The 23,519-nt window shown below is 65.3% G+C and carries 21 protein-coding genes; 14 read left to right on the forward strand and 7 right to left on the reverse strand.

The window, feature by feature from the left end:
• Nucleotides 1-3: 3 nt before the first annotated feature.
• Genes sctJ through ACMGGG_RS04960 form a run of 10 tightly spaced genes read left to right on the forward strand, consistent with a single transcriptional unit; the run spans nt 4 to nt 7,618 of the window.
• The gene (gene sctJ / locus ACMGGG_RS04915) at nt 4-786 is read left to right on the forward strand and encodes a type III secretion system inner membrane ring lipoprotein SctJ (protein ID WP_414154977.1); all 783 of its coding nucleotides are present in this window, start codon (nt 4-6) and stop codon (nt 784-786) included.
• Nucleotides 783-1,409, forward strand: coding sequence for a hypothetical protein (locus ACMGGG_RS04920; RefSeq protein ID WP_063543616.1), 627 nt, complete (start codon nt 783-785; stop codon nt 1,407-1,409). The genes sctJ and ACMGGG_RS04920 overlap by 4 nt, the downstream gene beginning before the upstream one ends.
• Entirely contained in the window at nt 1,406-1,996 is a 591-nt protein-coding gene (locus tag ACMGGG_RS04925) for a FliH/SctL family protein (RefSeq protein WP_414154978.1), read from the forward strand. Before ACMGGG_RS04920 ends, ACMGGG_RS04925 begins: the two co-directional genes overlap by 4 nt.
• Nucleotides 1,993-3,315, forward strand: a complete 1,323-nt coding sequence (locus ACMGGG_RS04930; protein ID WP_063543620.1) for a FliI/YscN family ATPase — start codon at nt 1,993-1,995, stop codon at nt 3,313-3,315. The genes ACMGGG_RS04925 and ACMGGG_RS04930 overlap by 4 nt, the downstream gene beginning before the upstream one ends.
• Nucleotides 3,316-3,328: 13 nt before the next feature.
• The gene (locus ACMGGG_RS04935; protein WP_063543622.1) at nt 3,329-3,802 is read left to right on the forward strand and encodes a YscO family type III secretion system apparatus protein; all 474 of its coding nucleotides are present in this window, start codon (nt 3,329-3,331) and stop codon (nt 3,800-3,802) included.
• Entirely contained in the window at nt 3,799-4,827 is a 1,029-nt protein-coding gene (locus ACMGGG_RS04940; protein ID WP_155738194.1) for a FliM/FliN family flagellar motor switch protein, read from the forward strand. Before ACMGGG_RS04935 ends, ACMGGG_RS04940 begins: the two co-directional genes overlap by 4 nt.
• Complete coding sequence (sctR, locus tag ACMGGG_RS04945) at nt 4,824-5,480, forward strand: type III secretion system export apparatus subunit SctR (RefSeq protein ID WP_063543624.1); 657 nt, start codon at nt 4,824-4,826, stop codon at nt 5,478-5,480. The genes ACMGGG_RS04940 and sctR overlap by 4 nt, the downstream gene beginning before the upstream one ends.
• 4 nt (nt 5,481-5,484) lie before the next feature.
• The gene (locus ACMGGG_RS04950; protein ID WP_054892864.1) at nt 5,485-5,754 is read left to right on the forward strand and encodes an EscS/YscS/HrcS family type III secretion system export apparatus protein; all 270 of its coding nucleotides are present in this window, start codon (nt 5,485-5,487) and stop codon (nt 5,752-5,754) included.
• A gap of 6 nt (nt 5,755-5,760) precedes the next feature.
• Nucleotides 5,761-6,579 carry a type III secretion system export apparatus subunit SctT gene (sctT, locus tag ACMGGG_RS04955; RefSeq protein WP_414154979.1) on the forward strand — a complete coding sequence of 273 codons (819 nt, stop codon included), beginning with the start codon at nt 5,761-5,763 and terminating at the stop codon, nt 6,577-6,579.
• Entirely contained in the window at nt 6,572-7,618 is a 1,047-nt protein-coding gene (locus ACMGGG_RS04960; RefSeq protein WP_112897686.1) for an EscU/YscU/HrcU family type III secretion system export apparatus switch protein, read from the forward strand. Before sctT ends, ACMGGG_RS04960 begins: the two co-directional genes overlap by 8 nt.
• A 206-nt stretch (nt 7,619-7,824) precedes the next feature.
• On the opposite strand, the gene ACMGGG_RS04965 is transcribed toward ACMGGG_RS04960, so the two are convergent.
• From ACMGGG_RS04965 to ACMGGG_RS04975, 3 genes are all read right to left on the reverse strand, one after another.
• The gene (locus ACMGGG_RS04965; RefSeq protein ID WP_414154980.1) at nt 7,825-11,382 is read right to left on the reverse strand and encodes a hypothetical protein; all 3,558 of its coding nucleotides are present in this window, start codon (nt 11,380-11,382) and stop codon (nt 7,825-7,827) included.
• 165 nt (nt 11,383-11,547) lie between these two features.
• Nucleotides 11,548-14,400, reverse strand: coding sequence for a winged helix-turn-helix domain-containing protein (locus tag ACMGGG_RS04970; protein WP_414154981.1), 2,853 nt, complete (start codon nt 14,398-14,400; stop codon nt 11,548-11,550).
• 916 nt (nt 14,401-15,316) lie between these two features.
• A complete protein-coding gene (locus ACMGGG_RS04975) occupies nt 15,317-16,057 on the reverse strand; it encodes an SDR family oxidoreductase (RefSeq protein WP_414154982.1) in 741 nt (246 codons plus the stop codon).
• A gap of 154 nt (nt 16,058-16,211) precedes the next feature.
• On the opposite strand from ACMGGG_RS04975, the gene ACMGGG_RS04980 reads away from it, so the two are divergent.
• Complete coding sequence (locus tag ACMGGG_RS04980; RefSeq protein WP_112897690.1) at nt 16,212-17,102, forward strand: LysR family transcriptional regulator; 891 nt, start codon at nt 16,212-16,214, stop codon at nt 17,100-17,102.
• Between the two features lie 79 nt (nt 17,103-17,181).
• Nucleotides 17,182-18,042 carry an alpha/beta fold hydrolase gene (locus ACMGGG_RS04985; RefSeq protein ID WP_081255211.1) on the forward strand — a complete coding sequence of 287 codons (861 nt, stop codon included), beginning with the start codon at nt 17,182-17,184 and terminating at the stop codon, nt 18,040-18,042.
• A gap of 6 nt (nt 18,043-18,048) precedes the next feature.
• Here ACMGGG_RS04985 and ACMGGG_RS04990 read toward each other — a convergent pair whose 3' ends face one another.
• Entirely contained in the window at nt 18,049-18,936 is an 888-nt protein-coding gene (locus tag ACMGGG_RS04990; protein ID WP_054895046.1) for a LysR family transcriptional regulator, read from the reverse strand.
• 109 nt (nt 18,937-19,045) lie between these two features.
• Between ACMGGG_RS04990 and moaB the strand changes: the two genes are divergently transcribed.
• The gene (moaB, locus tag ACMGGG_RS04995) at nt 19,046-19,585 is read left to right on the forward strand and encodes a molybdenum cofactor biosynthesis protein B (protein WP_054895045.1); all 540 of its coding nucleotides are present in this window, start codon (nt 19,046-19,048) and stop codon (nt 19,583-19,585) included.
• A gap of 69 nt (nt 19,586-19,654) precedes the next feature.
• Here the strand turns inward: moaB and ACMGGG_RS05000 are convergent, their stop codons facing one another.
• From ACMGGG_RS05000 to ACMGGG_RS05010, 3 genes are all read right to left on the reverse strand, one after another.
• The gene (locus ACMGGG_RS05000; RefSeq protein WP_414154983.1) at nt 19,655-20,551 is read right to left on the reverse strand and encodes a bestrophin family protein; all 897 of its coding nucleotides are present in this window, start codon (nt 20,549-20,551) and stop codon (nt 19,655-19,657) included.
• Nucleotides 20,552-20,572: 21 nt separating this feature from the next.
• Entirely contained in the window at nt 20,573-21,577 is a 1,005-nt protein-coding gene (gene moaA / locus ACMGGG_RS05005) for a GTP 3',8-cyclase MoaA (RefSeq protein WP_081255212.1), read from the reverse strand.
• A gap of 144 nt (nt 21,578-21,721) precedes the next feature.
• Entirely contained in the window at nt 21,722-22,180 is a 459-nt protein-coding gene (locus tag ACMGGG_RS05010) for an Lrp/AsnC family transcriptional regulator (protein ID WP_054895043.1), read from the reverse strand.
• A gap of 151 nt (nt 22,181-22,331) precedes the next feature.
• Here ACMGGG_RS05010 and ACMGGG_RS05015 point away from each other — a divergent pair, with 151 nt between their 5' ends.
• The gene (locus ACMGGG_RS05015) at nt 22,332-23,501 is read left to right on the forward strand and encodes a trans-sulfuration enzyme family protein (RefSeq protein WP_065861421.1); all 1,170 of its coding nucleotides are present in this window, start codon (nt 22,332-22,334) and stop codon (nt 23,499-23,501) included.
• Nucleotides 23,502-23,519: the final 18 nt, after the last annotated feature.

Raw genomic sequence — 23,519 nt, forward strand, 5'->3', positions numbered from 1 at the left:
TCGATGACCCGTCGTTGGCGAGCCCTGCGTGTGCTGATCGTCGTCGCCCTGGCCAGCCTGTTGCAGGCCTGTGACATGGACTTGTACAGCAACCTCAGCGAGCGCGAGGCCAATGCCATGCTCGCGGTGTTGCTGCGCGACGGCATCCCGGCCTCGCGCAAGGTCCAGGACAACGGCCAGATGAAGATCGTGGTGGACGAGCGTCGCTTTGCCGACGCCATGGCCCGTCTCGACGAGGCCGGGCTGCCGGGGCAGTCGTTCTCCAACCTGGGCGAAGTGTTCAAGAGCAACGGCCTGGTGTCCTCGCCGGTGCAGGAACGTGCGCAGATGGTCTACGCCATGAGCGAAGAGCTGTCGCACAGCGTCTCGCAGATCGACGGCATCGTGTCGGCGCGGGTGCATGTGGTGCTGCCGGACAACGACTTGCTCAAGCGGGTGATCTCCCCGTCGTCGGCCTCGGTGCTGGTGCGCTATGACGCCAACACCGACATCAATCCGCTGATCCCGCAGATCAAGACCCTGGTCGCCAACGGCATTTCCGGGCTCAGCTATGACGGTGTGTCGGTGACCGCGATCAAGGCCGCAGCCCCCAGGAGCGAAGACGAGGGGCAGCCGCGCCTGGTCAGCGTGATGGGTATCTGGATGCTCGAACAAGATGCGTCCCGCGCGCGTCTGCTGCTCGGTGGCAGCCTGCTGGTGGTGCTGGCCCTGGCCGGGCTGTTGGGCTGGCGGCACTGGCAGCAGCGTCGTGGTCGTGCGCTGTACAGCCTGTCGGAGGCGCCATGAGCCTGATGCCCCAATGGCAGGCCCTGCTGGGGCAGCCTCTGGCCTTTGTCGACCGGCGCCACCTGCGCCGCTGTTTCGCCGAGAACGTCGCCGGTGCGCAGATCCAGGCATTGATCGAGTCGCCGCGTTTCCAGGCGCGCCTGCAGGCGTTGATGCTGGCGCATTTCCAGTTGCAGCCGTTGGATCAGGTGTCGCAACCGACCGAACAGGACCTGCCGGTGTTGCTGCTGGCTCCGCAGGATTTCGCCCGTTTGCCGCGCCTGTGTGGGGCCATCTGGCACGGTGCGACCTTGGGCCGGGAAATCCGTCGCGAGGTGGTCGAGCACCTGCGCCAGGGGCTTGGGCATGAGGTCTTCGGCCTGGCCATTGCTCACCGCCAGTGGGGCGGGGCAATGGACCTGTTGCGCCAGCCTGACGATCTGCTGGCCGCCATCGACCACGACGGTGCGCGCTGCGTGCAGGCCTGGTTCGACGAGCAGCCCGCCGACCTGCGCGATTGGCTGCAACTGCGCCTGCCGCTGCCTGTGGCGGAAGGTTCGGCATCGTTGGCCGACCCTGGCATCGTGCGTCGGGTCGCCGCCTTGCTGATGCCGTTGTCCGAGAACCGGGAGAGCGTGCAATGAGTCAGCTGCCCAGCCGTCCGGCATCGCGCATCCTGCGTGCCGCCGAGGTCCAGGCCTGGACCGATGGACGCGATTACCTGCAGGCCGCCCGCGATGAGGCCGAACGTATCCGAGAAGACAGCACACGCTGGCTGGAGCAGGCCCGTGCCGACGGTTTCGAGCTCGGCCGTGCCAAGGGCGCCGAGGCGGTCAGCGAGTTGCTGGCCGACACTGCCGCCAAGGTCGAGGCCTATCTGGCAGGGTTGGAAAACAGCCTGGCTGACCTGGCCCTGGGCATCGCCCGAGAAGTGCTGGAGAGCTTAGGTGACGCCGAGCGTACCGTGCTGTGCACGCGCAAGGCGCTGGTTGCGTTTCGCCAGGACCAGGCGCTGACACTGTTCGTGCCGCGCCTGGAAGTGGAGGCCGTGCGCCGCCGCATGCACGGCGAAACGGATGGCCTGGCGGCGATTGCCGTGGAGTCCGATGATCAATTGCAGCCCGGTCAGGCTCGCCTGAGCAGCCCGGTCGGTTCGGTGGAACTGGGGCTGGACGCCCAGTTGCAGGCGCTGCGCCGCAGCCTGTTGCCGTTCGCCGAGGTGACGCCGTGAGCCTGCAAGCGTTGTTGCCGCGCCTGCACGCGCGCCTGGGCGATGCCCGGCCACGGCCGATGAAGGGCACCATTCGCAGCATTCGTGGTGTGCTGTTGCGCGCCAGCGTCGCCGGGGTGCGCATCGGCGAGCTGTGCCGCCTGCACGACCCGTCCAGTGGTCGCGCCCTGGCGGCAGAGGTCATCGGTTTCGATGGCGACGAGGCGATTCTCTCGCCGATCGGCTCGCTCGAAGGCTTGTCGACGCGCACCGAGATCACCGCCACTGGCGAGGCGCTGGGGGTGAGTGTGGGCGATGGCCAGTTGGGGCGGGTCATCAGCCCCATGGGCGATTACCTCGATGGTGATCGCCAGCCGCCGCTGGGGCCGATGCGCCGCTATCCGCTGCAGGCCGAGCCCCCCGAACCCTTCGCCCGACAAGTGATCGTCGATCCGCTGTCGGTGGGGGTTCGCGCCATTGACGGGCTGCTGACCCTGGGCCGCGGCCAGCGCATGGGCCTGTTCGGCGAGCCGGGGGTGGGCAAGTCGTCGCTGCTCGCCAGCATGGTGCGCAACACCGATGCCGACGTGGTGGTGATCGGCCTGATCGGCGAGCGTGGCCGCGAGGTGCGCGAGTTGCTCGATGTGCAGCTCGACGCCCAGGCCCGCGCGCGCACCGTGGCGGTGGTCGCCACTTCCGATCGCCCAGCCGCCGAGCGTGCCCGGGCTGCCTACGTGGCAACGGTGCTGGCCGAGTATCACCGCGACCAGGGCCGCAACGTACTGCTGCTGATGGACAGCCTGACCCGCTTTGCCCGCGCCCAGCGCGAGATCGGCCTGGCGGTGGGCGAGCCGCCGACCCGCCGCGGTTACCCGCCGTCGTTCTTCTCGGCCCTGCCGCGCCTGCTGGAGCGTGCCGGCCCCGCTGCCCGGGGCAGCATCACGGCGCTGTACACGGTGCTCACCGAAGGTGACGCCGCGACCGATCCGGTGGCCGAGGAGGCGCGCTCGATTCTCGACGGCCATGTGGTGCTCAGCGCCGAGCTGGCCCAGCGCAACCATTTTCCCGCCATCGATGTGCTGCGCAGCCGCAGCCGCCTGATGGAGCAGGTCGCCAGCCCTGAGCAACGCCAGCTGGCCATGCGCATGCGTGAGCTGATGGCGCGGCGCAACGATATCGAGATGCTGATCCGCATCGGTGAATACGCCGCCGGCAGCGACCCACTCGCGGACGAAGCGATCGCCCGCCACGCCGCTATCGAAGCTTTCCTGCGCCAGTCGGCGGCGGAGCCGAGCGGCGCCCGACAAACCCTGGAACACATGCGCAAGGTGCTGGCATGAGAGAGGAGCGCCCATGAAAAGTCATGAATTGAAAAGCCTGCAGACCCTGCGCCAATTGCGTGAACAACGGGCGTCCGCACAACTGGCCGCGCAGCGCCAGCTCTGCCGCGAAACCCATGCTGCCCTCGACGATGCCCGCCAGCGGCTGTGCCTGGCGCGGGAAACCTCCGCGCTTGAGGCAGAAAAACTCTACGGTCGCTTCAGCGAGGGGCTGTCGGTCAAGGCCTGGCTCGCTGCGCAGGTGCACCTGTCGGAGCTGGAGGACGAACAGGAGACGCTGCTGGGCAACCTGGACGAGGCCCACGACTACCACCAGCAACAGGAGCAGACCCAGGAGAGCCTGCGTCAGGCCCATGTCGCTCGTCAGCGCCAGGCCGATGCCTGGGACTCCCTGGTCGAAGACCACGCCCTGGGTGAGCGCCGCATCGGGGAAGCGCAGGATGAGGGCGAAGACCTGTTTGCCCCCTTGCTGGATCTCACGCCTTGACCCTCCAGACCACCGAGGTGCCCGCCGACGCGCTGGCCTTCGAGCACAGCCTGGAGCGCCTTGATCCGCAGTGGCAGGCCCTGCACCAGCGCCTGCATCGGCCGCGCCAGCCCTGGCAGGGACAGTTGGGCGGGGCGCCGCTGAGTGTCGCCTGGGCGTCGAGTGGTGCGGCGATGGATGAACCCCAGCTTGAGTTGTGGCTGTCGCTGGGCGACTCGCCCGTGCAACTGCGCGTGCCAGCCCGTGCCCTCGACCTGCTCGGCTTGCCCGAGGGGCTGTTATTGCCGAGCCTGCCCGCGGCGCTGTTGCTGGAGCAGGCGCTGCTGACGCTGATCGCGCCGCTGGAGCACCTGTTCGCGCAGCCGATCCACGTGCTCGATCGCGCGCTCACGCAGTGCGTCGAATTGGCGCCACTGAGCCTTGGCCTGGAGGTACGCCTGGGTGACAGCGCGCTGGCGATGCAATTGCGCTGCGATGCCGCGACCTGGGCCGAGATTGCCGTGTTGCTGGAGCAGCATGCCGCGCCCATGCCCCACGACCTCGGTGGCCTGGCGCTGACGCTGGGCGTCGACGGCGGCGAGGCCTGGCTCAGCCTGGTCGAGTTGCGCAGCCTGCTGCCGGGCGATGTGGTCATGCTCGATCCCTGGCCGGACGATCATCTGCGCCTGCACCTGGACGACCAGTGGCAAGCCCGTGTGCAGCGCGACGGACAACGCCTGCAGCTAATCGAACCCCCTATCACCGCGCTTGCCTTGAAGGAGCGACACATGAGCGAACAGGGCACCGGGCCGAGCCTGGACAGCAGCCTTGACGAGCTGCAACTGAAATTGGTCTGCCAGTTCGGCAGCGTCGAGTTGAGCCTCGCGCAACTGCGCGAGCTGGGCGTGGGCAGCGTGCTGGAGCTGGCGCCGCGCATGCACGAAGGCGTCGACCTGATGATCAACGGCCGCCGCGTCGGCCAGGGTCAACTGGTGAAGATCGGCGACGGCCTGGGCGTGCGCCTGCTGAGCTTTGCTGCATCATGAGTGGCTACCAGCCAAACCTGATCGAGATCATCCTGGTCGTCGCCTCCATCGGCTTGATTCCGCTGGCGGTGGTGACTCTGACCGGGTTCCTGAAGATCTCCGTGGTGCTGTTCCTGATCCGCAACGCCCTGGGTGTGCAGCAGACCCCGCCGAACCTGGTGCTCTATGGCATCGCGCTGATCCTGTCGGTGTACGTCACCACGCCGGTGATCGGCGACATGTACCGCGCGGCGCAGAGTCATGGCCTGCAACTGGAGAATGCCGAGCAGTTGAAAGAGCTGGGCGAGGCGATCAGGCCGCCCTTGCAGGCGCACCTGTCGCGCTTCGCCAACGAGAGCGAGCGCGGTTTCTTCGTCCAGGCCACGCAGAACGTGTGGTCCGAAGAGGCCCGCGCCGAGCTGCGTGACGACGACCTGGTGGTGCTGATCCCGGCGTTCGTCAGCTCCGAGCTGACGCGGGCGTTCGAGATCGGATTCCTGCTGTACATCCCCTTCCTGGTGGTCGACCTGCTGGTGTCCAACGTGCTGATGGCGATGGGCATGTCGATGGTGTCGCCGACCTTGATATCGATACCGCTGAAGCTGTTCCTCTTCGTTGCGCTGAGCGGCTGGTCGCGCTTGATGCATGGTCTGATTCTGAGCTACGGGAGCTGAGCCGATGGGCCAGGACGTGTTCCTTTCGTTGATGAAGCAGGCGCTGATGACGGTGTTGCTGCTGTCGGCGCCAGCGCTGGGGGTGGCGATCATCGTCGGCCTGAGCGTGGGCCTGTTGCAGGCGCTGACGCAGATCCAGGACCAGACCTTGCCGCAGGTGGTCAAGCTGGTGGCGGTGCTGCTGCTGATCGTCTTCGTCGGCCCGCTGCTCGCCGGGCAGGTGATGGGGCTGGGCAACCAGGTGCTGGACAACTTCGCGCTGTGGACGCGCTGACCGGGCATGGACGCAGGTTTCGTCAATGCCTTCCTGGAGATCGCCTACCCGGTGATCAGTTCGGCCGCGCTCTCTACGGCCCGAGCCATGGGCGTGGTGGTGACTACCCCGGCCTTCAACCGTCTGGGCCTCACCGGGATGATCCGCACCTGCGCCGCCGTGGCGATCTCGGTGCCGATGTTCCTGCCGGTGTTCTCGGCCTTCACCGCTACCCCCGAGCTTGGCGGGTTCTGGCTGGCGGGCTTGTTGATCAAGGAGTTCCTGGTCGGATTGGTGGTCGGTTTGTTGTTCGGCATCCCGTTCTGGGCCGCGGAAGTGGCGGGGGAACTGATCGACCTGCAGCGTGGCTCGACCATGGCGCAACTGGTGGATCCGCTGTCGTCGGGTGAATCCGGGGTGATGGCGACCTTGCTCACGGTGATGCTGATCGCGCTGTACTTCATGTCGGGTGGCTTCATCCTCATGGTCGATGGCTACCTGCACAGTTACCAGTTATGGCCGGTGACCCAGTTCACGCCGTTGTTCGCCGGTTCTGCGCTGACGGCGGTGCTGTCGATCCTCGACCAGGTGATGCGCATCGGGGTGCTGATGGTATCGCCGTTGCTGATTTCGTTGCTGATCACCGACCTGATGCTCGCCTACCTTTCGCGCATGGCGCCGAGCCTGCACATCTTCGACCTGTCGCTGCCGGTGAAGAACCTGTTCTTCACCATTCTGATGGTGGTCTACATCGGCTTCCTGGTGCCGCTGATGCTCGATCAGCTTGCGGAGTTCCGCGGCACGGTCGGGGTGCTGCAGAGCCTGGTGGAGGGGGGGAATGGCTGATACCAGCGAAGAGAAGTCGCAGCCGGCAACGGACAAGAAACTCAAGGACGCACGCAAGAAGGGGCAGGTCGCCAAGAGCCAGGACCTGGTATCGGGGGTGGTGATCCTGCTCTGCACCCTGTGCATCGCCATCCTGGCGCCACGAGCCAAGGCCCAGGTCACGGCGCTGGTGGACCTGACCGCGCAGATCTACATCGAACCCTTCGCCACGGTGTGGCCGCGCCTGCTCGATACCGCCGAGCAACTGCTGATCGGCATCACCCTGCCGGTGATGGCGGTGACGGTGACAGCCGTGGTGCTGACCAACCTGGTGACCATGCGCGGGTTGGTGTTCTCGGTCGAGCCGCTCAAGCCGGATTTCAAGCGCATCAACCCGGCCGAGGGTTTCAAGCGCATCTTCGCCATGCGCAACGTGGTGGAGTTCCTCAAGGGCCTGGTCAAGGTGCACTTGCTGGGGCTGGCGTTCTATGTGGTCGGGCGCCATGCGCTGCAGGCGCTGATGGAGTCGTCGCGGTGTGGGCCTGAGTGCTTGCAGTCGACCTTCCTGCTGGTGCTCAAGCCGCTGGTGTTCACGGTGCTGGCGGCGTTTCTGGTGCTGGGGGCGGCGGATGTGCTGATGCAGCGCTGGCTGTTCGGCCGCGACATGCGCATGACCCGCAGCGAGCAGAAGCGCGAGCGCAAGGATATCGATGGCGATCCGTTGATCAAGCGCGAGCTGCGCCGCCAGCGCCAGGAGATGCAGGCCATGGCGACCAAGCTGGGACTGGGCCGGGCGTCGTTGATGGTGGGTGTGGCCGGTGGCTGGGTGGTGGGTTTGCGCTACGTGCGCGGGGAGACACCGGTGCCGGTGGTGGTGTGCCAGGCCGAGCCTGAGGAGAGCGCGCGGATGCTTGGCGAAGCTGCGCAACTGGGGATCGCCCATGCCATGGATGCCCGCCTGGCGGCCGAGCTTGCCCGGCGCACCGTGGCGGGGGATCCGGTGCCGGACAGCACCTTCCAGGCGGTAGCGGATCTGCTGGTGGCTGCGCGGTTGATCTAAGCCCCGGCAGAGATAGCTCGGCTCTTGTCACCGCGAACACCGGAGCCGCCGATGCCATGCCACCCTGTGGGAGCGGGCTTGCCCGCGAAAGGAACACCGCGATGCATGGCACCGGCTATGCCGGTGTTCGCGGGCAAGCCCGCTCCTACAGAGGCAGTGTGGCCCTTGTGGAGCGGCGAACCGCCGCTCCACAAGGCAAGGGTTGATCAGCCGTTGTCCACCGGCTTGTACGGCCCGCCATAACCATCACCGACCATCGAGATGATGTTGCCGTTGTCGTCGATCCAGTCCGAGGGCTTGAGCGAGTACTTGTAGTCTTCCGAACGGCGGTTGTTGCCATCGCCGATGTAATCCGGATGATCGACGCGATGGTCGCCGCGGATGCTCGAGCGTGAATCCCACTCTTCCTTGCGGAAGTCGAAGATGCTGCGATCGCCCGGCGCGTCGCGCTGGCCCCAATCGGAAAGGTAGGTCTGCAGCCACACATAAGCCTCGTCGCCGTTGGGCTTGAGCAGGCCGTCCTGCTTGAAGTCCTGGATCTGATCCCAGTTCTGCAGCGAGATCTTGTGCAGCTTGTGCGACTTGACGTCGTTGAGGATCGCACCGACAAAGGAGAACACCCCGGAGAACAGGAACCCCACCGGCCCGAGCAAGGGCACCAGGCGCCCGGTGACACCGAACACCCCGGCAACGCTGCCGGCTGCACCGAACAGGCTGCTGACGCCACCTGCGACCGACAAGGAACCGGAAGCGATCTTGATCGGGTCTTTCTCGCGCACGCCGTCGCGGATGGTCAGGCCACCCATGACCACGCCGATCACCCCACCGACCACGTCGGCTCCGGCGCCGATGACCTTGATCGCACTGCCGGCGAAGCGTGCGATCTTGCCTGCGCCGACCACGCCGCCACGCTTTTCGATACCACTCTCGATGCCCTGGTGCAGCTTGTTCATCGTGGCTTCGTCGAACGGCTGGCCGTTGAGCGCCTTGCCGACATCCTTACCGTCGGCCATGGCGTCGTCGATGATGTTGTAGTACTGGTTCTGCACATCCTGCACGCTGCGCGGGATCTCGGGCCCCGCAGTGCCAGGCTTGCTCCAGATGGTCGGCACCGAGCGGTCCAGGCCCATCAGCTTGTAGGCGTTGGTGCCGAACGCCTTGTCGAAGGCCTTGGTGCCGAGGGTGGCGAAGTGCGAACCGGTGCTGAGGAAGCCGATGAAGTCGTTGGCGATGCCGGCCCGCTCGCGTGGGGTGTCGGCCAGCGTGCCGCCCTTGCCGGCCAGCTGGTAGATCGCCCGCCCCAGAGAAATCGCACCGCCCATCGAGCCGAGCACGCCATTGTCGCTGAGGAAGGACAAGGTCTTGACGAAGGCGCCGCGGTTTTCCGCGCTCAGGTTCGGCATCAACTCGGTGCTGACCGCCTTGTTGATGTCGTCGAGGGTGATCTTGCCGTTGGCCTGCCAGGTGTCGCCCAGGTTGCTCATGACCTTGCCGAAATCGGTGGCCATGTCCTTGTCCTTGAGCAGCATCTCGACGAACTTCTCGTAGGTCGCCAGCGACCTGCGCGGGATGCCGTCACCGCCGGCCTTGAGGGCCTGGAGCATGAGCAGGGTCTGGTCGGTGGTGGCCAGCGCGGTGTTGTCGTCGGAGATCTTGCTGGGGTCGGCGATCAGCTTGTCCAGCTCCATAGTGTAGCCGTCGATCTGCAGGTTCTGCAGGAACTGGTCGGCCTTGGCCGGATCGATGTCGGCGAGCCCTGCGTAGGCGCTGCGGATTTCACGGGTGGCAAGCTCGGTCTGGCCGTTGGCCTGCAGGTCGTTGATGTACTTGACGAAGTTCTCCGAGGAGGTGCTGTCGAGCAGCTTCTGGCGGGTTTCGTCGACTTTCGCCGAGCCGCCTTCGACCTTGCCCAGGGCGGCGTCGTGCTTGCTCTTGAGGTCGGCGACGATGGTCGGGTCGCCGAGCAGTTCGCCGAGCTGGGCATCGATGGCCTTGGCATCGAAGATCTCGTCGCGCACATCGCGCGAGGTCACGGTGATCGGGTCACTGGCGTTGCCATGGTTGCCAAAGCCATGCTCGGGGATGATCGACATGCCATGGTCGGCCATGCTCTTGGCTTCCAGCGCCCGAACCAGCTTGGCCCGTGGGTCGTCCTTGGCAATGCTGCCGTCCTTGATCCCGGCGCGGTAGCCATCGACCAGGTCGCGGATGGCCAGGTCGCGTACCGACAACGGCTGGCCGTCATCGTCCTTCTCGGTGGTGGCGAGCTCATCCACCGAGACCTCCTTGAGCGGCGGCAGGCCATGGTCGGCGCGCAGCTTGTCGACGTCGGTGACCTGCTCGGCAATGCTGCTGCGGTAGTCGGCGATCTGTTCGAACATCTGCGGGTTGTCGAACTGCGAGACGATGATCTTCTGCTCTTCGCCGCCGGGCTTGCGCTGGGTGAAGGCGATCAGGCCCGGGCCGTAGTCGCCGATGCCGCCGACGCTCATGATGTCCTCGGTCGAGGCCAGGTAGTCGTCCGGGCCAGCCTTGGTGTAGCCGTCGCCCTTGGCCTTTTCCAGACCGGCGAGGGTCTGGCCCTTGGTGCTGTAGTCGAGGAAGGCTTCGGGAGAGACGTCGCGCGATACCACCACCAGCTTGCCATCGGCCTTGGTGACCACCAGGATGCCGTCGGTGGGCGCATCGACCTTGCTGATGTCGTTCATCCCCAGGGTGCCCTCGGCACGGGTCTGCAGGTGCTGGTCGGGCAGCTTGTGGGCGTTCTTGATGTAGTCGAAGGCGGGCGTGCCCTTGGTCGTGTCCAGCGCGTGCAGGAAGTCGTACAGCTGGCTGCCGCGGTTCTCCGGGGCGGGCTGGTTGGCGGCGGCGGAGGGGACGCTGTCGAGCGAGTCGTAGCCGCGGTCGTGGGCCTTGGCATCGTCGCGGCTGATCGCGTACTTGTGGCCGTCGTGCTCGAACAGGATGACGTGGGCGTCCTTGTCTTCGGAAATCACCTTGAGCTTGTCCACGTCCAGGCCGCCGGGCAGGCCGGTGACCTGTTCGTAGCCGGCGGCCTTGGCGTCGTCCAGTGCGACACGGGTCTTGCCGGCGCCGCTGTAGGCGGCATAGGCCTCCGGCGTGATGCCCTCGGCGATGATGACTTCGCGGCCGTTGGTGAGCTTGACCTTGAGCACGCCGTCGGTGGCTTGCTCCACCGACTGGATGTTGTCCAGCAGGAAGCCGCTGTCGTCCTTGCGCAGCAGCGACTGGCCCGGGTCGGTGAGGCCGGCGACGATCAGGTCGTGGGCTGGTGTGCCCTGGGTGTCGGCCAAGGTGTCGAGCAGGTTGTAGAGCTGGGTGCCGTGGTCGGGGCCGCGGTCTTCACGGGTCGGCACGGCATGGCCGAAGCGCAGGTTCTCGAAGGTCTCGTAGCCTGGCTGGCTGTCCTGCGCGGCCTTCTCGCTGATCTGGTACTTGTTGCCGCCGTGCTCGAAGTAGATGACGCCGTTGTCCTTGTCCTGGGCGACGATCTTCAGCGTGCCGATATCGAGGGTTTCCGGCAGCTCGGTGATGTCCTTGTAGCTGTCGGCATCGGCGGGCTTGTCGTGCGACACGCTGCCGCCGCCGTCGTTGGCCGCCAGGACCTTGGGCTTGAAGGTCTTGTCCGCGCCCGGATCGCTGAGCAGCAGGCGGGCCTTGTCGAGGACGCTGTCGAATAGGCCGGCGGTGTCGGAGGGGGAGGAAGGGCTGCTGCTGGAGGGGGCTTCGGGTCTGTTGATCATTGCACGGTCCGGGGCGAGGACGGCGGCAAGCGCAGCCCCGCAGCCCGAGACGATTCCGTTGCTGGGCGACCAGGTTGCGCGACCGACATCAAAGGTTCATGGAAGTCTGATCCTAGGCGACCTCGACCTTTGAAACGCACAACCTTGGCAAGTTACAGCAAGGTTTCACGTGTGTGAAAACTGGGTGTTGAACTGGCGCTCCTGACGACGCTGATCCCAGGCCTGGCTGGTGCGCCTGGGGGCTTCCTCCGGTTGGCTGGTCAACTGCGAGAGGGTGGCGGTGATGCGTCCGGCCCAGAAGCGCGCGCCCTGTTCCTGGGCCTCCTGCATGGCCTGGTTGAGCAGCTCCTGGGCTTGCGCCTGGCGTTCGGGCGAATCGGGCCTGGCCAGCAGTTGGGCCTTGATGCGCAACAGCTCGGGGCGGAACCAGCGTTCCTGGCGAGCGGCGGTCACGGCCAGGGTCTGGTCGAGGATCTCGATGGCCAATTGCTCCAGGCCCAGTTGCGCCAGACCTTGGGCGTACTCGCTGCGCACCAGGTTGTACAGCGGGCTGTCGCCGATCGCATGGAGCTGGTCGAGCGCTTCGCCCAGGCCGCGTACGCCGTCTTCGGCATTGCCCTGGCGGATCAGCAGGATGTGCTCGAAGCACCGGACGAACAGGCGCCATACCGGCATCTCGTGGCCCGCCAGGCTCTCTTTGAGACGGGCAAGAAACTCGCGGCTGCGCTTTTCGTGGCCGACCAGCAAGGTGATGGGGATGGCGCTCAGGCTCAGGGTGTACCAGAGGCTGGCCGGGTGGTGCTGGGTCAACGCCGCTTCGACGTTGGCCTCGATGGTCAGTAGGGCCTGGCCGACCTGGCCTTGCAGCAACTGCACCTGGGCCTTGAGCGAGCGCGCGGCGATACCTTGGTCGAAGTGGCTGTCGATGACGTGGGCGCGGGGCATCATCGGGAAACTCAGGGCTTCGCTGATCGCCTGGCGGGCGCCATCGAAGTCGGCCATCTGGAACAGCGGCGTTGCCCGCATGCGCCGGCCGAGCATGCGCCGCTCAAGGATGCCGGTGCGTTCGCTGAGCTGGATGTACTGGTTGGCCAGGTCCAGCGCCTCGGCATGCTGGTTGCTGCAGCAGTGGTCGTGCCAGAGGCCCCACAGGCCGCGCAGTTCATGCTCGGTGTCGCCGAGAGTGCGGGCGTCTTCGATCACCTGCTGCCAGGCGTCACGGATCGACTGCCCGGCACCGCGGGTCAGGGCCATGACGCTGGCCGAGAGGGTCAGCAAGAGCATGCGCTGGCGGGGTGTGATGGCCTCGAAGCGCAGGCCGCGGTCGACCCAGGCGTGGCATTCGTCGACCCGCGACAGGCGCAGCCACAGCGGCACGCTCATCAGCGTGAGTTCGACGCCGAGACAGGCATCGCCCTGTTCGCTGAAACACCAGCTCAAGGCGCTGCGTACGCTGTCGCTGCCGGGGCTGTGCAGGGCCAGCCAGCTGTCGCTGTCCAGGCGCTCAAGGTCTTGCACCGCGCGGCGTTGTTCCTGGAGGGTGTACTGCGCGTGGCGCTGGGCGATAGCGGCGGTCTCGTCATGCAGGGCCAGCTGCTGCGCCGCATACACACGGGCCGTGTGGTGCAGGCGGTAGCGCTTGATCGGTTGCGCCCCGGCGGCCACCAGCAGCGACTTGTCCATCAGGCTTTCCACCAGCCAGGCAGCGTCCTGGAAAGGGCCTGGCTGGACCTCGACCACCGCCTTGGCGGCGGCGAGGGTGAAGCTGCCGGTGAACACCGACAACTGACGGAACATCGCCTGCTCCTGGGTGCACAGCAGCGCGTGGCTCCACTCCAGCGAGGCTTGCAGGGTGCGGTGGCGGGGCAGGGCGGTACGCCGGCCGGCCATCTGCAGGCGGAAGTCGCCATCGAGCAGCTCGACCAGGTAGGCCAGGCCAAAGGCGCGTACGTGGCTGGCGGCGATCTCGATGGCCAGGGGATTGCCGTCGAGGGTACGGCACAGTGCGAGCGCCGCCGGCACGTCGGTATCGCTGAAGGCAAAGTCCGTGTCGTGCGCAGCGGCGCGCTCGGCGAACAACTGGACGGCCGGGCTGAGCAGGGCCTGGGCGGCGCACAGTACGTGATCGTTTGCGGGGCAGGGCAGCGGCGCGACCTCGTGCACGCATTCGCCTTCGGCGTGCAGCGCTTCGCGGCTGGTGACCAGGATGTGGCAGCCCGGCGCCTGTTGCAGCAGGGCTTCGACCAGGGTCGCGGTGGCTTCGAGCACGTGGTCGCAGTTGTCCAGGATCAGCAGGTGGCGGGCTTCATCGAACAGGGCGGCGATCAGCGCCACGGCGTCTTGTGCGGTGCTGTCGATGCCCAGCGCCGCCGCCACCAGGTCGGCGACGCAGGCAGGCTGGTCAGCCTCCGTGAGGTCGACGAAGGTGCGCCCCTCGCTGAAGTCTTCGGCCATGGCGTGGGCGAGTGTCAGCGCCAGGGTGGTCTTGCCGATGCCGCCGGTGCCGGTGAGGGTGAGCAGGCGGCGGCTGCGCAGGGTTTCGGCCAGGGTCTGGCAAATGTCGTCGCGGCCGATGACGCTGCTGCCAAGGCTCGGCAGATCGTTGCCGGGTTTCGTCGCAAGCAAAGGTTGCGGCGCCATTTCACGGATGGTCACCGGAGCCACGAAGCGGTACCCGCGGCCCGGTACGGTGACGATGTAGGTGAAGTCTCCTTCTTCGCCAAGCACTCGGCGCAGGGTGGTCATTTGCGCGCGCAGGTTGCATTCCTCGACGATGACCTTGGGCCAGACCAGCGCCAGCAGCTCGTTCTTCTCCAACAGCTCGCCGGTTCGGCTCGCCAGCGTGACCAGCAGTTGCAGCGCACGGCTGCCCAACTGCACCAGTTCCCCGTCCTTGAACAGCAGATGCTGCTGGGGGTAGAGCACGAAGGACCCAAAGCACAGGGCGTTTTCCGGATCAGGGGTATCCAGAGCGTCCAGGGCGACAATCTTTCCGGGCTTGGTCTTGGTCAGGGGCATGATTAAACCTTTATGAATGAGTTAGTTATTGGCGGTCTTGAAGGGCGCCTTTGTTGTTTCACATGTTCAGGATAAACAGCACGATCCGACGTAAGGTCTGTCTCGGTGGCACGGGCGAACTTCGACAGCCAATGGCCATTCGCTTGTCATTGTTCGCTCATCTTTCGCAAGGCACGTCGCGGAAGGACTCCGCAGCGGATCAAATTCTGGCAAGTACCGTGCCATGGATCCAATGATCATCTGGTAACGGGCGTCCTTGAACTTTCGCGAAACGATGCGCATTGCCGGAGTCGGTCGTTGTTTTATTCGGAATTCCGAATGTTTCATTCGTATGACGTTCGGGTTGCCGAATGAGCGAGGCCGTGGACGTGCTTTGCAGGACGAAGACGGCGCATGGAGGCTTTGTAAATCGCGGGCTGTACGGTTCATGACGGTGTGTGCTGAGAAAAAACGAACAGCGCCTGGCGGTTCCCCGCCATACCTGGCAAGGGACATTAAGTGTGTGCTCGATGCACGGCCGCGGCGCGATTCATTGTTGGGTGGGGATAAACTGACCCTCCTGTGGAGACTATTTAGAACATCCTTTTGTGTCGTTTATTAGTTGGCGGTAATCCGCCATCGCGAAGTTTGTGAACACATTCGCAGTTGTCATCTTTGTCATGAAACAAATGGCGGGTTTGCGGTAGGGTTTGCGGTCGTCTTTCGTATACAGTCACGCGCACGAAATTTGTTATCGACTGTTTTTATTGGGAAAGTTCGGAAGTTTCGAGTAATTGCTCGAAAACATTGCGCGGGCGATCATTTTTTTGCACCACAACAGGCCGTGGCGATAAACCGCCACGCATGACAGCACCCCGGGGGCCGGGGTGCAGAAAAGGCGGGAAGATCAGGGGCGTGGGGCGGCGTTATCGGCTGTTCAGGCCACGCCACCGTTGGCGCGCAGGATCTGGCCGTTGACCCAGCCGCTGTCAGGGCCGGCGAGGAAGGCGACGACACCGGCGATATCCTCTGGCTGGCCCAAGCGGCCCAGGGGTGGTGCCTGGGTGGCGGCCTGGATCTGCTCGGGCGTCTTGTCGGCCAGGAACAGTTCGGTTTCCACCGGGCCCGGGGCCACGGCATTGACGGTGATGTTGCGACCGCGCAGTTCCTTGGCGAACACCTGGGTGAAGGCCTCGACCGCGGCCTTGGTGCCGTTGTAGATGGCGTAGCCTGGCATTTTCAGGGCCAGCGTGGTGCTGGTCAGGTTGATGATGCGCCCGCCGTCGTTCAGCCGTGTCGCGGCAGCGCGCAGGGTGTTGAACACGCCTTGGGTGTTGATCGCGAAGTTGCGGGCGTACAGCTCGTCGCTGGTCTGCGCCAGGGGCGCGACCTTGAGGATGCCGGCGCTGTTGACCAGCACATCGATGCGACCCAATTGCCGCTCGATGGTGTCGAACAGGGTCTGTACCTGGCCTGCACTGGACACATCGGCCTTGAGGGCGATGGCCTTGCCGCCGGCCTGGCGGATCTCGGCCACCAGTGCATCGGCTTCGGCATCGTTGCGGGCGTAGTTGATCGCCACGGCGAAGCCGTCACGGCTGAGGCGGCGGGCGATGGCGGCACCGATGCCGCGCGAGGCGCCGGTGATCAAGGCTACGGAAGAGGTCATGCTGGGCATCCTTCTGAGTGGGTGTGGGAAGGAGTGTGGACTGTTGGCGAAAAAAGATAATTGCGCGGCAAGTGCGATCAGTGTTCCATTTGCTTTAATTATCGATTTGGCGTCTTTCCCTTGTGAAGCAAGCGTAGCCGCCACCCTCCAGGAGAACCCGTCCATGGATCGCTTCCAGGAAATGCAGGTGTTCGTGCGTATCGCCGAGCGCGGCAGTTTTTCCCAGGCCGCCGAGGACCTGCAGATCCCGCGGGCCACCGTCACCAACCTGATCAAGCGCCTTGAGCAGCGCCTCGGCGTGCGCCTGCTCGAGCGCACCACCCGGCATGTGCGCATGACCCACGATGGCGAGGCCTACTACCACCGATGCGTGCGCCTGTTGCTGGACCTCGAGGAGACCGAAAGCGCCTTTCGCAATGCCCCGCCCAAGGGCCTGCTGCGGGTCAACCTGCAGGGCACCCTGGCCAAGCATTTCGTCATGCCGGCGCTGGGTGGGTTCCTGGCGCAGTACCCGGACATCACCCTGCACATCGGTGAGGACGACCGACTGGTCGATCTGGTGCGCGAAGGGGTGGATTGCGTGCTGCGGGCGGGCCTGCTGCAGGATTCGTCGTTGATCGGCCGACAGGTCGCCAGCCTTGAACAGGTGACCGTGGCAAGCCCCGAGTACCTCGCGCAGCACGGCACGCCCGCGACGCTGGACGACTTGCAGCAGCATTTCGCGGTGGATTACCTGTCCAGCGCCACCGGGCGGGCGGTGCCCCTGGAGTTCAGGGTCGGTCGTGAGGTGGTGGAGCGTTTGTTGCCTGCGAGGGTTTCGGTGACCGGCGCTGACCTGTACACCGGCGCGGCGCTCTCGGGGCTGGGGATCGTTCAGGTACCACGCTACCGGATTGTCCATGAACTGGCGGCCGGCAGCCTGCGCGAATTGTTGCCGGACTGCCCGCCACCGCCGATGCCGGTGTCGGTGGTGTACCCCCAGAGTCGACAACTGTCGGCGCGGGTGCGGGTGTTTTCGCAGTGGTTGGCGGCGCAGTTGGGGCAAGGTCGCTGACCGGGTGACGGGTGGTGAGGGAATAAACCGGCGTGGCGCGCGTTTACGAGCTGAAACCCCAACGACCGGAGTCGTCACCATGCCCCACCTGCGTACCCTTGCCCGCGGCACTCTGCTTCTCGGCACCCTTGGCCTGGCCATGCTCGGTGCTACCGCCCAGGCTGCCGAAACCTGGGAGGTCCTGCCGCCCACGCCACACCTTGCAGGGCCGTTCAAGACCGCCGAGGTCAATGGCGTTCAGCTCGCCTACCACATCGAAGGCAAGGGCACGCCGGTGTTCCTGCTGCATGGCGGCCCGGCCAATGCCGACTACCTGGCCGGCCAGGCCAAGGCGCTGTCGACGCATTACCAGGTCATTTCGGTGGACACCCGTGGCCATGGTCGCAGCAATGCCAATGGCTTGCCGCTGAGCTACGACGCCATGGCCGATGACGTGGTCGGCCTGATGAAACAGCTGGGCCTGGGCAAGGCCGATGTGGTGGGCTGGAGCGACGGTGGCATCACCGCGCTGGACCTGGCCATGCGCTACCCGGACAAGGTCGGTCGGATCATCGCCTTCGGCGCCAACACCGACCCGACCGGCGCCTTCCCGGATGCCGACAAGAAGCCTGCCTTCGGCACCTTCATCACCCGTGCCGCCGACGAGTACAAGCAGTTGTCGCCGACGCCGGACGGTTTCGAAAAGCTCAATGCCGCGCTGGCCCAGATGTACCAGCAGCAACCGAACTGGACGCCGGCGCAACTGGCGACCATCAAGGCGCCGACCCTGATCGTCGACGGCGATCACGACGAGGCGATCAAGCCTGATCACACCCGCTATATCGCCAAGAGCATTCCCGGTGCCAAGCTGCAGTTCATCGAGGGCACCAGCCACTTTGCGTTCCTGCAGAAGCCTGAGGTGTTCAACAAGGTGATGCTGGATTTCCTGGCCAAGCGCTGAGCAGCCTCAGCCTGCGCTGAACAGTGCCCGCGCTTCGTCGAAGCACTGTTCGGCGATGGCCGAACGCGGTTCGCTGCGGCGCAGCAGCAGGCCCACCGGGCTGTGAATGCTGGCGTCGGCCACCGGGATGATGCGCAGGTGTTCGCTCAGATCTTCCAGGCCGCAGTCCAGCGGCATCACCGCGCAGCAGATGCCGGCGTTCAGTGCCTGGATCAGTTGGAAGGTCGAGTCGCTTTCCAGCACGGCCTGGGGCTCCAGGCCGCGGCTGCGAAAGCTCAGGTCCAGCGACTGGCGGTAGTGCATGCCTTTGCTCAGCAGGCCCAGCGGCAGGCCGTCGAGGTCTTCCCAGCGCAGTTGCTCGGTGTCGAACTGGAAGTGCCGGGTATCGTGCAGCAGGCCCATGGTGGTGGTGCCCAGCTCGATCACGTCGAAGAAGCTGACATTGACCTGGTCGAGGTAGCAGATGCCCAGGTCGAGCTGGTTGCGGCTCAGGCCGTCGATGATCTGCTCCGAACTCAGCGAGCTCAGCTGGAAGTGCAGTTCGGGGTATTTCTCGCGCAGCGGCAGAAGCAGTTCCATGGGGTTGAAGCTGGCCAGCGGCACGGTGCCCAGGCGCAGGCTGCCGACCACCTGGCCGCGGCAACTGGCGGCCTCGGCCTGCAGGCCGTCGTGGGCGGCGAGCAGGGTCTTGGCCCAGGCCAGGATGCGCTCGCCGGCTTCGGTGAAGCCCTCGAAACGCTGGCCGCGCTTGACCAGCACCAGGTCGAGCTCGTCCTCCAGGTTGCGCAGGCGCATCGACAGGGTCGGCTGGGTGATGTGGCACAGCGCGGCGGCCTGGCCGAAGTGGCGGGTCTGGTCGAGGGCGATGAGGAACTTGAGCTGCTTGATGTCCATGGTTCGGCCTGGCGATAGAGGGTGTTGATCGGACGGTGCGTCGTATCGATTGGACGCATGCGCCCCAGGGCTCTAGCGTGACGCAAAATCCCCCTTGGAGACAAACCCCGTGAGTGTCAAACCGGATGCGGTATTCGTACCGCTCAATATCGCCGTGCTGACGGTCAGCGATACCCGTACGTTCGATAACGACACCTCCGGCGAGCTGCTGGCCACCCGTTCCGTGCAGATTGGCCATCGCCTGGTCGCGCGGGTGTTGCTCAAGGACGACCTGTACAAGATCCGCGCCCAGGTCGCGAACTGGATCGCCGATGAGCAGGTGCAGGTGGTGCTGATCACCGGGGGCACCGGTTTCACCGGGCGTGACAGTACGCCGGAAGCGGTGCAGTGCCTGCTGGACAAGCACATCGATGGGTTCGGCGAGCTGTTCCGGGCGCTGTCGATTCTCGATATCGGCACCTCGACCGTGCAGAGCCGGGCGTTGGCGGGGCTGGCCAATGGCACGTTGGTGTGCTGCCTGCCGGGCTCGACCGGCGCCTGCCGCACCGCGTGGGAAGGCATTCTGGTGGAGCAACTGGATGCGCGGCATCGGCCGTGCAACTTCGTGCCGCACCTGAAGGCGGTGGGGGTGTGTGAGAGTCGGGGTTGATCGTTAGCGATGTGTTGGTCTGGCGGGCCTCTTCGCGGGCAAGCCCGCTCCTACAGGCGAGGGCTTGCTTCAGCTCAACACATGCTTCACCGGCTCCAGTACCGGTGGCAGCGGCTCGCCCAGCGCCGATAGCACATCGCGCTCCAGCGTGCGCACCATGGCGTCGGTGGGCAGGTCGTTCTCGTCGCGGCCGAACGGATCCTCCAGCTCGTTGCCGATCGCATCCAGGCCAAGGAAGGTGTAGCTGACGATGGTGGTGAACAGCGGCGCCAGCCAGCCTAGCGGTTGGGCCAGGGCGAACGGCAGCAGCAGGCAGAAGATGTAGATGGTGCGGTGCAGCAGCAGGGTATAGGGGAACGGTAGCGGCGTGCCCTTGATCCGCTCGCAGGTCGCCTGCACCTCGGAAAGCCCCAGCAGACGTTGCTCGAGCAGGGTGTAGCGGAATTCGCTGATGTGCTGCTGTTCGGCCAGTCGCGCACAGTGCGCGCCGATTACGCGCAGGATGCCGTCGCAGACATTGTGCTGGGTAACGACTGCGCCTTCGGCTAGCCAGGGCCTTGCGGCGTGCAATTCGTCCTCGTTGCGCAGGCGCGCGTTCAGCGCATGGGCAAAGCCGCACAGGCTGCGCAGCAGCTCACGTCGCAGGGCCGGATCTGCGATCACCACGCTTTCACGGATGAACGAACGGGTCTCGATGATCATTCGTCCCCACGCCTTGCGCCCCTCCCACCAGCGGTCGTAGCAGGCGTTGTTGCGAAAGCTCATGAAGATCGACAGCGACAACCCGAGCAGGGTGAAGGGCGTGGCGCTGACCGGGTAGAACAGCGCCGGGTAACGTCGCTCGACCAGCACGATCAGGGCTGCCAGCAAGGTCACCATCAGGCAGCGCAGGGCGATGCGCTTGACGATCGAGCCGCGCAGGGTGAACAGCATGCGCAGCATGTCGGTGTTGGAATGGACGATCAAGGCGGTTCCAGAGACGGCCGATCAGCCGCCGGTCATGTTCATGAAACGCAGGATCTGCACCTCGCCACCCACCTCGAAGTGATGGCGGTAGGGCTTGAGGTGCACGGCCTCGCGAATCGCTTGTTCCAGGCGCTCGCTGTCATCTGGATGGCTGCGCAGGACCTGCTTGAGGTCCATCGAGTGCTCGTTGCCCAGGCACAGCAGCAACCGGCCTTCGACGGTCAGGCGCACACGATTGCAGGTGGCGCAGAAGTTGTGGCTGTGCGGCGAGATGAAGCCGACCCGCGTCTGCGGCGCTTCGGCCAGGCGCCAGTAGCGGGCCGGGCCTTGGGAGGATTCGGCCGATTCGATCAGGGTGAAGTGCGGCTCCAGGCGCTCGCGCACATCGTCGCTGGAGTAGAACGACTCGCCGCGCTCGTGCTCGCTGATCACGCCCAGGGGCATTTCCTCGATGAAGGTGATGTCCAGTTCGCGGTCGATGGCAAAGCGCACCAGGTCGACGATTTCATCGTCATTGCGACCCTTGAGCACCACGCAGTTGAGCTTGGTGCGGCGGAAGCCTGCCTGGCGCGCAGCGTCGATGCCGGCGATCACCTGGGCCAGGTCGCCGGTGCGGGTCAGGGCCTTGAAGCGCTGGGCATCGAGGCTGTCGAGGCTGATGTTCAGGCGTGTGACGCCGGCGTCGAACAGCGGCTGGGCCAGGCGGCCAAGCTGCGAGCCATTGCTGGTCATGCACAGCTCGCGCAGGCCGGGCAGGGCGGCGATGCGCCCGCACAGGTCGACGATGCCCTGGCGTACCAGCGGCTCGCCCCCGGTCAGGCGGATCTTGCGGGTGCCCAGTGCGACAAAACGTTCGGCGACCTGGTAGAGCTCTTCGAGGCTGAGGATCTGCTGGCGGGGCAGGAACTGCATGTCTTCGGCCATGCAGTAGACGCAGCGGAAGTCGCAGCGGTCGGTCACCGACATTCGCAGGTAGTCGATTTTCCGGTTGAAACCGTCGATCAGGGCCTGGCTGCTGTGTTCCACGTTCGCGCTCGGAAGGGTGGGATGGGGGTAATGTCCACGCTATAACCTGCAGGCACGGGCGTCAAATTGCTTTGCCCGACTGTTTGATAGGTCTGGTCTATCAAGCGATCAGTGAGCGCGCATCAGACCGCTACTGCGACCGTCTCACCGATACACCGGAAACGCCGTGGTGTACTTGATCTGTTCCATGGCAAAGCTGGAGGTGATGTTCGATAGCCCGTCGGTGCTGGTGATCAGCTTCTTGTAGAAGCGGTCGTAGGCAGCGATGTCGCTGACCACGACCCGCAGCATGTAGTCCCAGTCGCCGGACATGCGATAGAACTCCATCACTTCCTCGAAGCTGGTCACGGTCCTGGCGAAATGCTCGAGCCAGGCGCTGTCGTGGCGCTGGGTCTTGAGCTGGACGAACACGCTCAGGCCGAGATTGATGCGCTCGGGGTCGAGCAAGGCGACGCGGCCGCGGATATAGCCTTCGTCTTCCAGGCGCTTGACTCGTTTCCAGCAGGGCGTGGTGGTCAGGTTGACCGCCTCGGCCAGGTCCTTGAGGGAGATCGAGGCGTCGCGCTGGAGCAGGGTGAGGATGTGCTGGTCGAAACTGTCCATGGCGATAGGGGGCGGCTTTGCAGAAAAAGTTTCTCGAGAGTAGCCCAATCGGGGAATCGCTTGCTACGTCCGGCGCAGTTGCAGCGGGTCGGATCGGGATATGCGATAGTGGCAGTTTTCTACCTGCCCCCTTCAGTCAACGGATCCGACCATGGCCGAAAAACCGCGCAATTTCGCCACTCGCACCATCCACGCTGGCGAGCAGTCCAGCGTCGCCGACAACGCTATCTTCCCGGCCATCGTCACCTCCAGCTCGTTCATCAAGCGCGGGCTGGATGACAATCCCGAATACGCCTACAGCCGTGTTTCCAACCCCACCCGCCACGCCTATGAAACCTGCGTCGCAGCCCTGGAAGAGGGTGTCGGTGCGGTTGCCTGCGCGTCGGGCGTGAGTGCCACCGCCACGGTGCTCGAACTGCTGCCCAAGGATGCCCACGTGGTGGTGATGAATGGCGTCTATGGCGGCACCTTCCGCCTGATGGAGGACTACCGGGCACACACCTCCGGGCTGACCACCACCTATGTCGACCTCAACGACCTGGACGCCGTCGCCGCAGCGATTCGTCCGAATACGAAGATGATCTGGCTGGAATCGCCGACCAACCCGCTGCTGCACCTGGTGGACATCAAGCCGCTGTGCGACCTGGCCCGCGAGCGCGGCATCCTCACCTGCATCGACAACACCTTCTGCTCGCCATGGAACCAGCAGCCGATCACCCTGGGGGTGGACCTGGTGATGCACTCGGCGAGCAAATACATCGGCGGCCATTCCGACCTGACCGGCGGGGTGGTGGTGGCGGGCAATCATGAACTGCTGGCGCGCCTGCGCAAGATCAGCATGGCGGTGGGCGCGATCCAGGGCCCGTTCGACTGCTACCTGGCCCTGCGCGGCCTGAAGACCCTCGATGTGCGCATGGAGCGCCAGAGCGCCAACGCCCTGCGCGTGGCGCAGTACCTGGAGCAGCACCCGCAGGTCGAACAGGTGTTCTACCCCGGGCTTGCGAGCCATCCGCAGCATGCGCTGTGCCAGCGCCAGATGCGCACTGGCGGGGCGGTGGTGGCGCTGCGTGTGAAGGGGGACCGGGCGGCGGTCAACCGCCTGGTCGAGGCGCTGTCGATCTTCGTCCTCGCCGACTCGCTGGGCGGTGTGGAGAGCATGATCAACCATTCCTGGACCATGTCGCACAACTCGCTCAGCCCGCAGCAGAAGGGCGTGATGGGCATCAGCGAGAACCTGGTGCGCTTGTCGATGGGGATCGAGGATTACCGCGACCTGATCGACGACCTCGAGGCGGGGTTGCAGGCGGCGGCCTCTGCGTAACGGCGGCTGACGCCATCG

Origin of the sequence: Pseudomonas sp. BNK-44-b (assembly GCF_047456245.1) — a bacterium.
In the GTDB taxonomy this organism is placed as follows: domain Bacteria; phylum Pseudomonadota; class Gammaproteobacteria; order Pseudomonadales; family Pseudomonadaceae; genus Aquipseudomonas; species Aquipseudomonas machongensis.

Bases quoted from the DNA above. Each gene is read 5' to 3' on its own strand.
- sctT (WP_414154979.1), top strand. From the start codon at position 5,761: ATGGACGCAGGTTTCGTCAATGCCTTCCTGGAGATCGCCTACCCGGTG.
- ACMGGG_RS04985 (WP_081255211.1), top strand. From the start codon at position 17,182: ATGCCCCACCTGCGTACCCTTGCCCGCGGCACTCTGCTTCTCGGCACC.
- ACMGGG_RS04960 (WP_112897686.1), top strand. From the start codon at position 6,572: ATGGCTGATACCAGCGAAGAGAAGTCGCAGCCGGCAACGGACAAGAAA.
- sctR (WP_063543624.1), top strand. From the start codon at position 4,824: ATGAGTGGCTACCAGCCAAACCTGATCGAGATCATCCTGGTCGTCGCC.
- ACMGGG_RS04970 (WP_414154981.1), bottom strand. From the start codon at position 14,400: ATGCCCCTGACCAAGACCAAGCCCGGAAAGATTGTCGCCCTGGACGCT.
- ACMGGG_RS05010 (WP_054895043.1), bottom strand. From the start codon at position 22,180: ATGGACAGTTTCGACCAGCACATCCTCACCCTGCTCCAGCGCGACGCC.
- ACMGGG_RS04935 (WP_063543622.1), top strand. From the start codon at position 3,329: ATGAAAAGTCATGAATTGAAAAGCCTGCAGACCCTGCGCCAATTGCGT.
- ACMGGG_RS05015 (WP_065861421.1), top strand. From the start codon at position 22,332: ATGGCCGAAAAACCGCGCAATTTCGCCACTCGCACCATCCACGCTGGC.
- ACMGGG_RS04965 (WP_414154980.1), bottom strand. From the start codon at position 11,382: ATGATCAACAGACCCGAAGCCCCCTCCAGCAGCAGCCCTTCCTCCCCC.
- ACMGGG_RS04950 (WP_054892864.1), top strand. From the start codon at position 5,485: ATGGGCCAGGACGTGTTCCTTTCGTTGATGAAGCAGGCGCTGATGACG.
- ACMGGG_RS04925 (WP_414154978.1), top strand. From the start codon at position 1,406: ATGAGTCAGCTGCCCAGCCGTCCGGCATCGCGCATCCTGCGTGCCGCC.
- ACMGGG_RS04980 (WP_112897690.1), top strand. From the start codon at position 16,212: ATGGATCGCTTCCAGGAAATGCAGGTGTTCGTGCGTATCGCCGAGCGC.
- ACMGGG_RS04920 (WP_063543616.1), top strand. From the start codon at position 783: ATGAGCCTGATGCCCCAATGGCAGGCCCTGCTGGGGCAGCCTCTGGCC.
- ACMGGG_RS04990 (WP_054895046.1), bottom strand. From the start codon at position 18,936: ATGGACATCAAGCAGCTCAAGTTCCTCATCGCCCTCGACCAGACCCGC.
- ACMGGG_RS04975 (WP_414154982.1), bottom strand. From the start codon at position 16,057: ATGCCCAGCATGACCTCTTCCGTAGCCTTGATCACCGGCGCCTCGCGC.
- sctJ (WP_414154977.1), top strand. From the start codon at position 4: ATGACCCGTCGTTGGCGAGCCCTGCGTGTGCTGATCGTCGTCGCCCTG.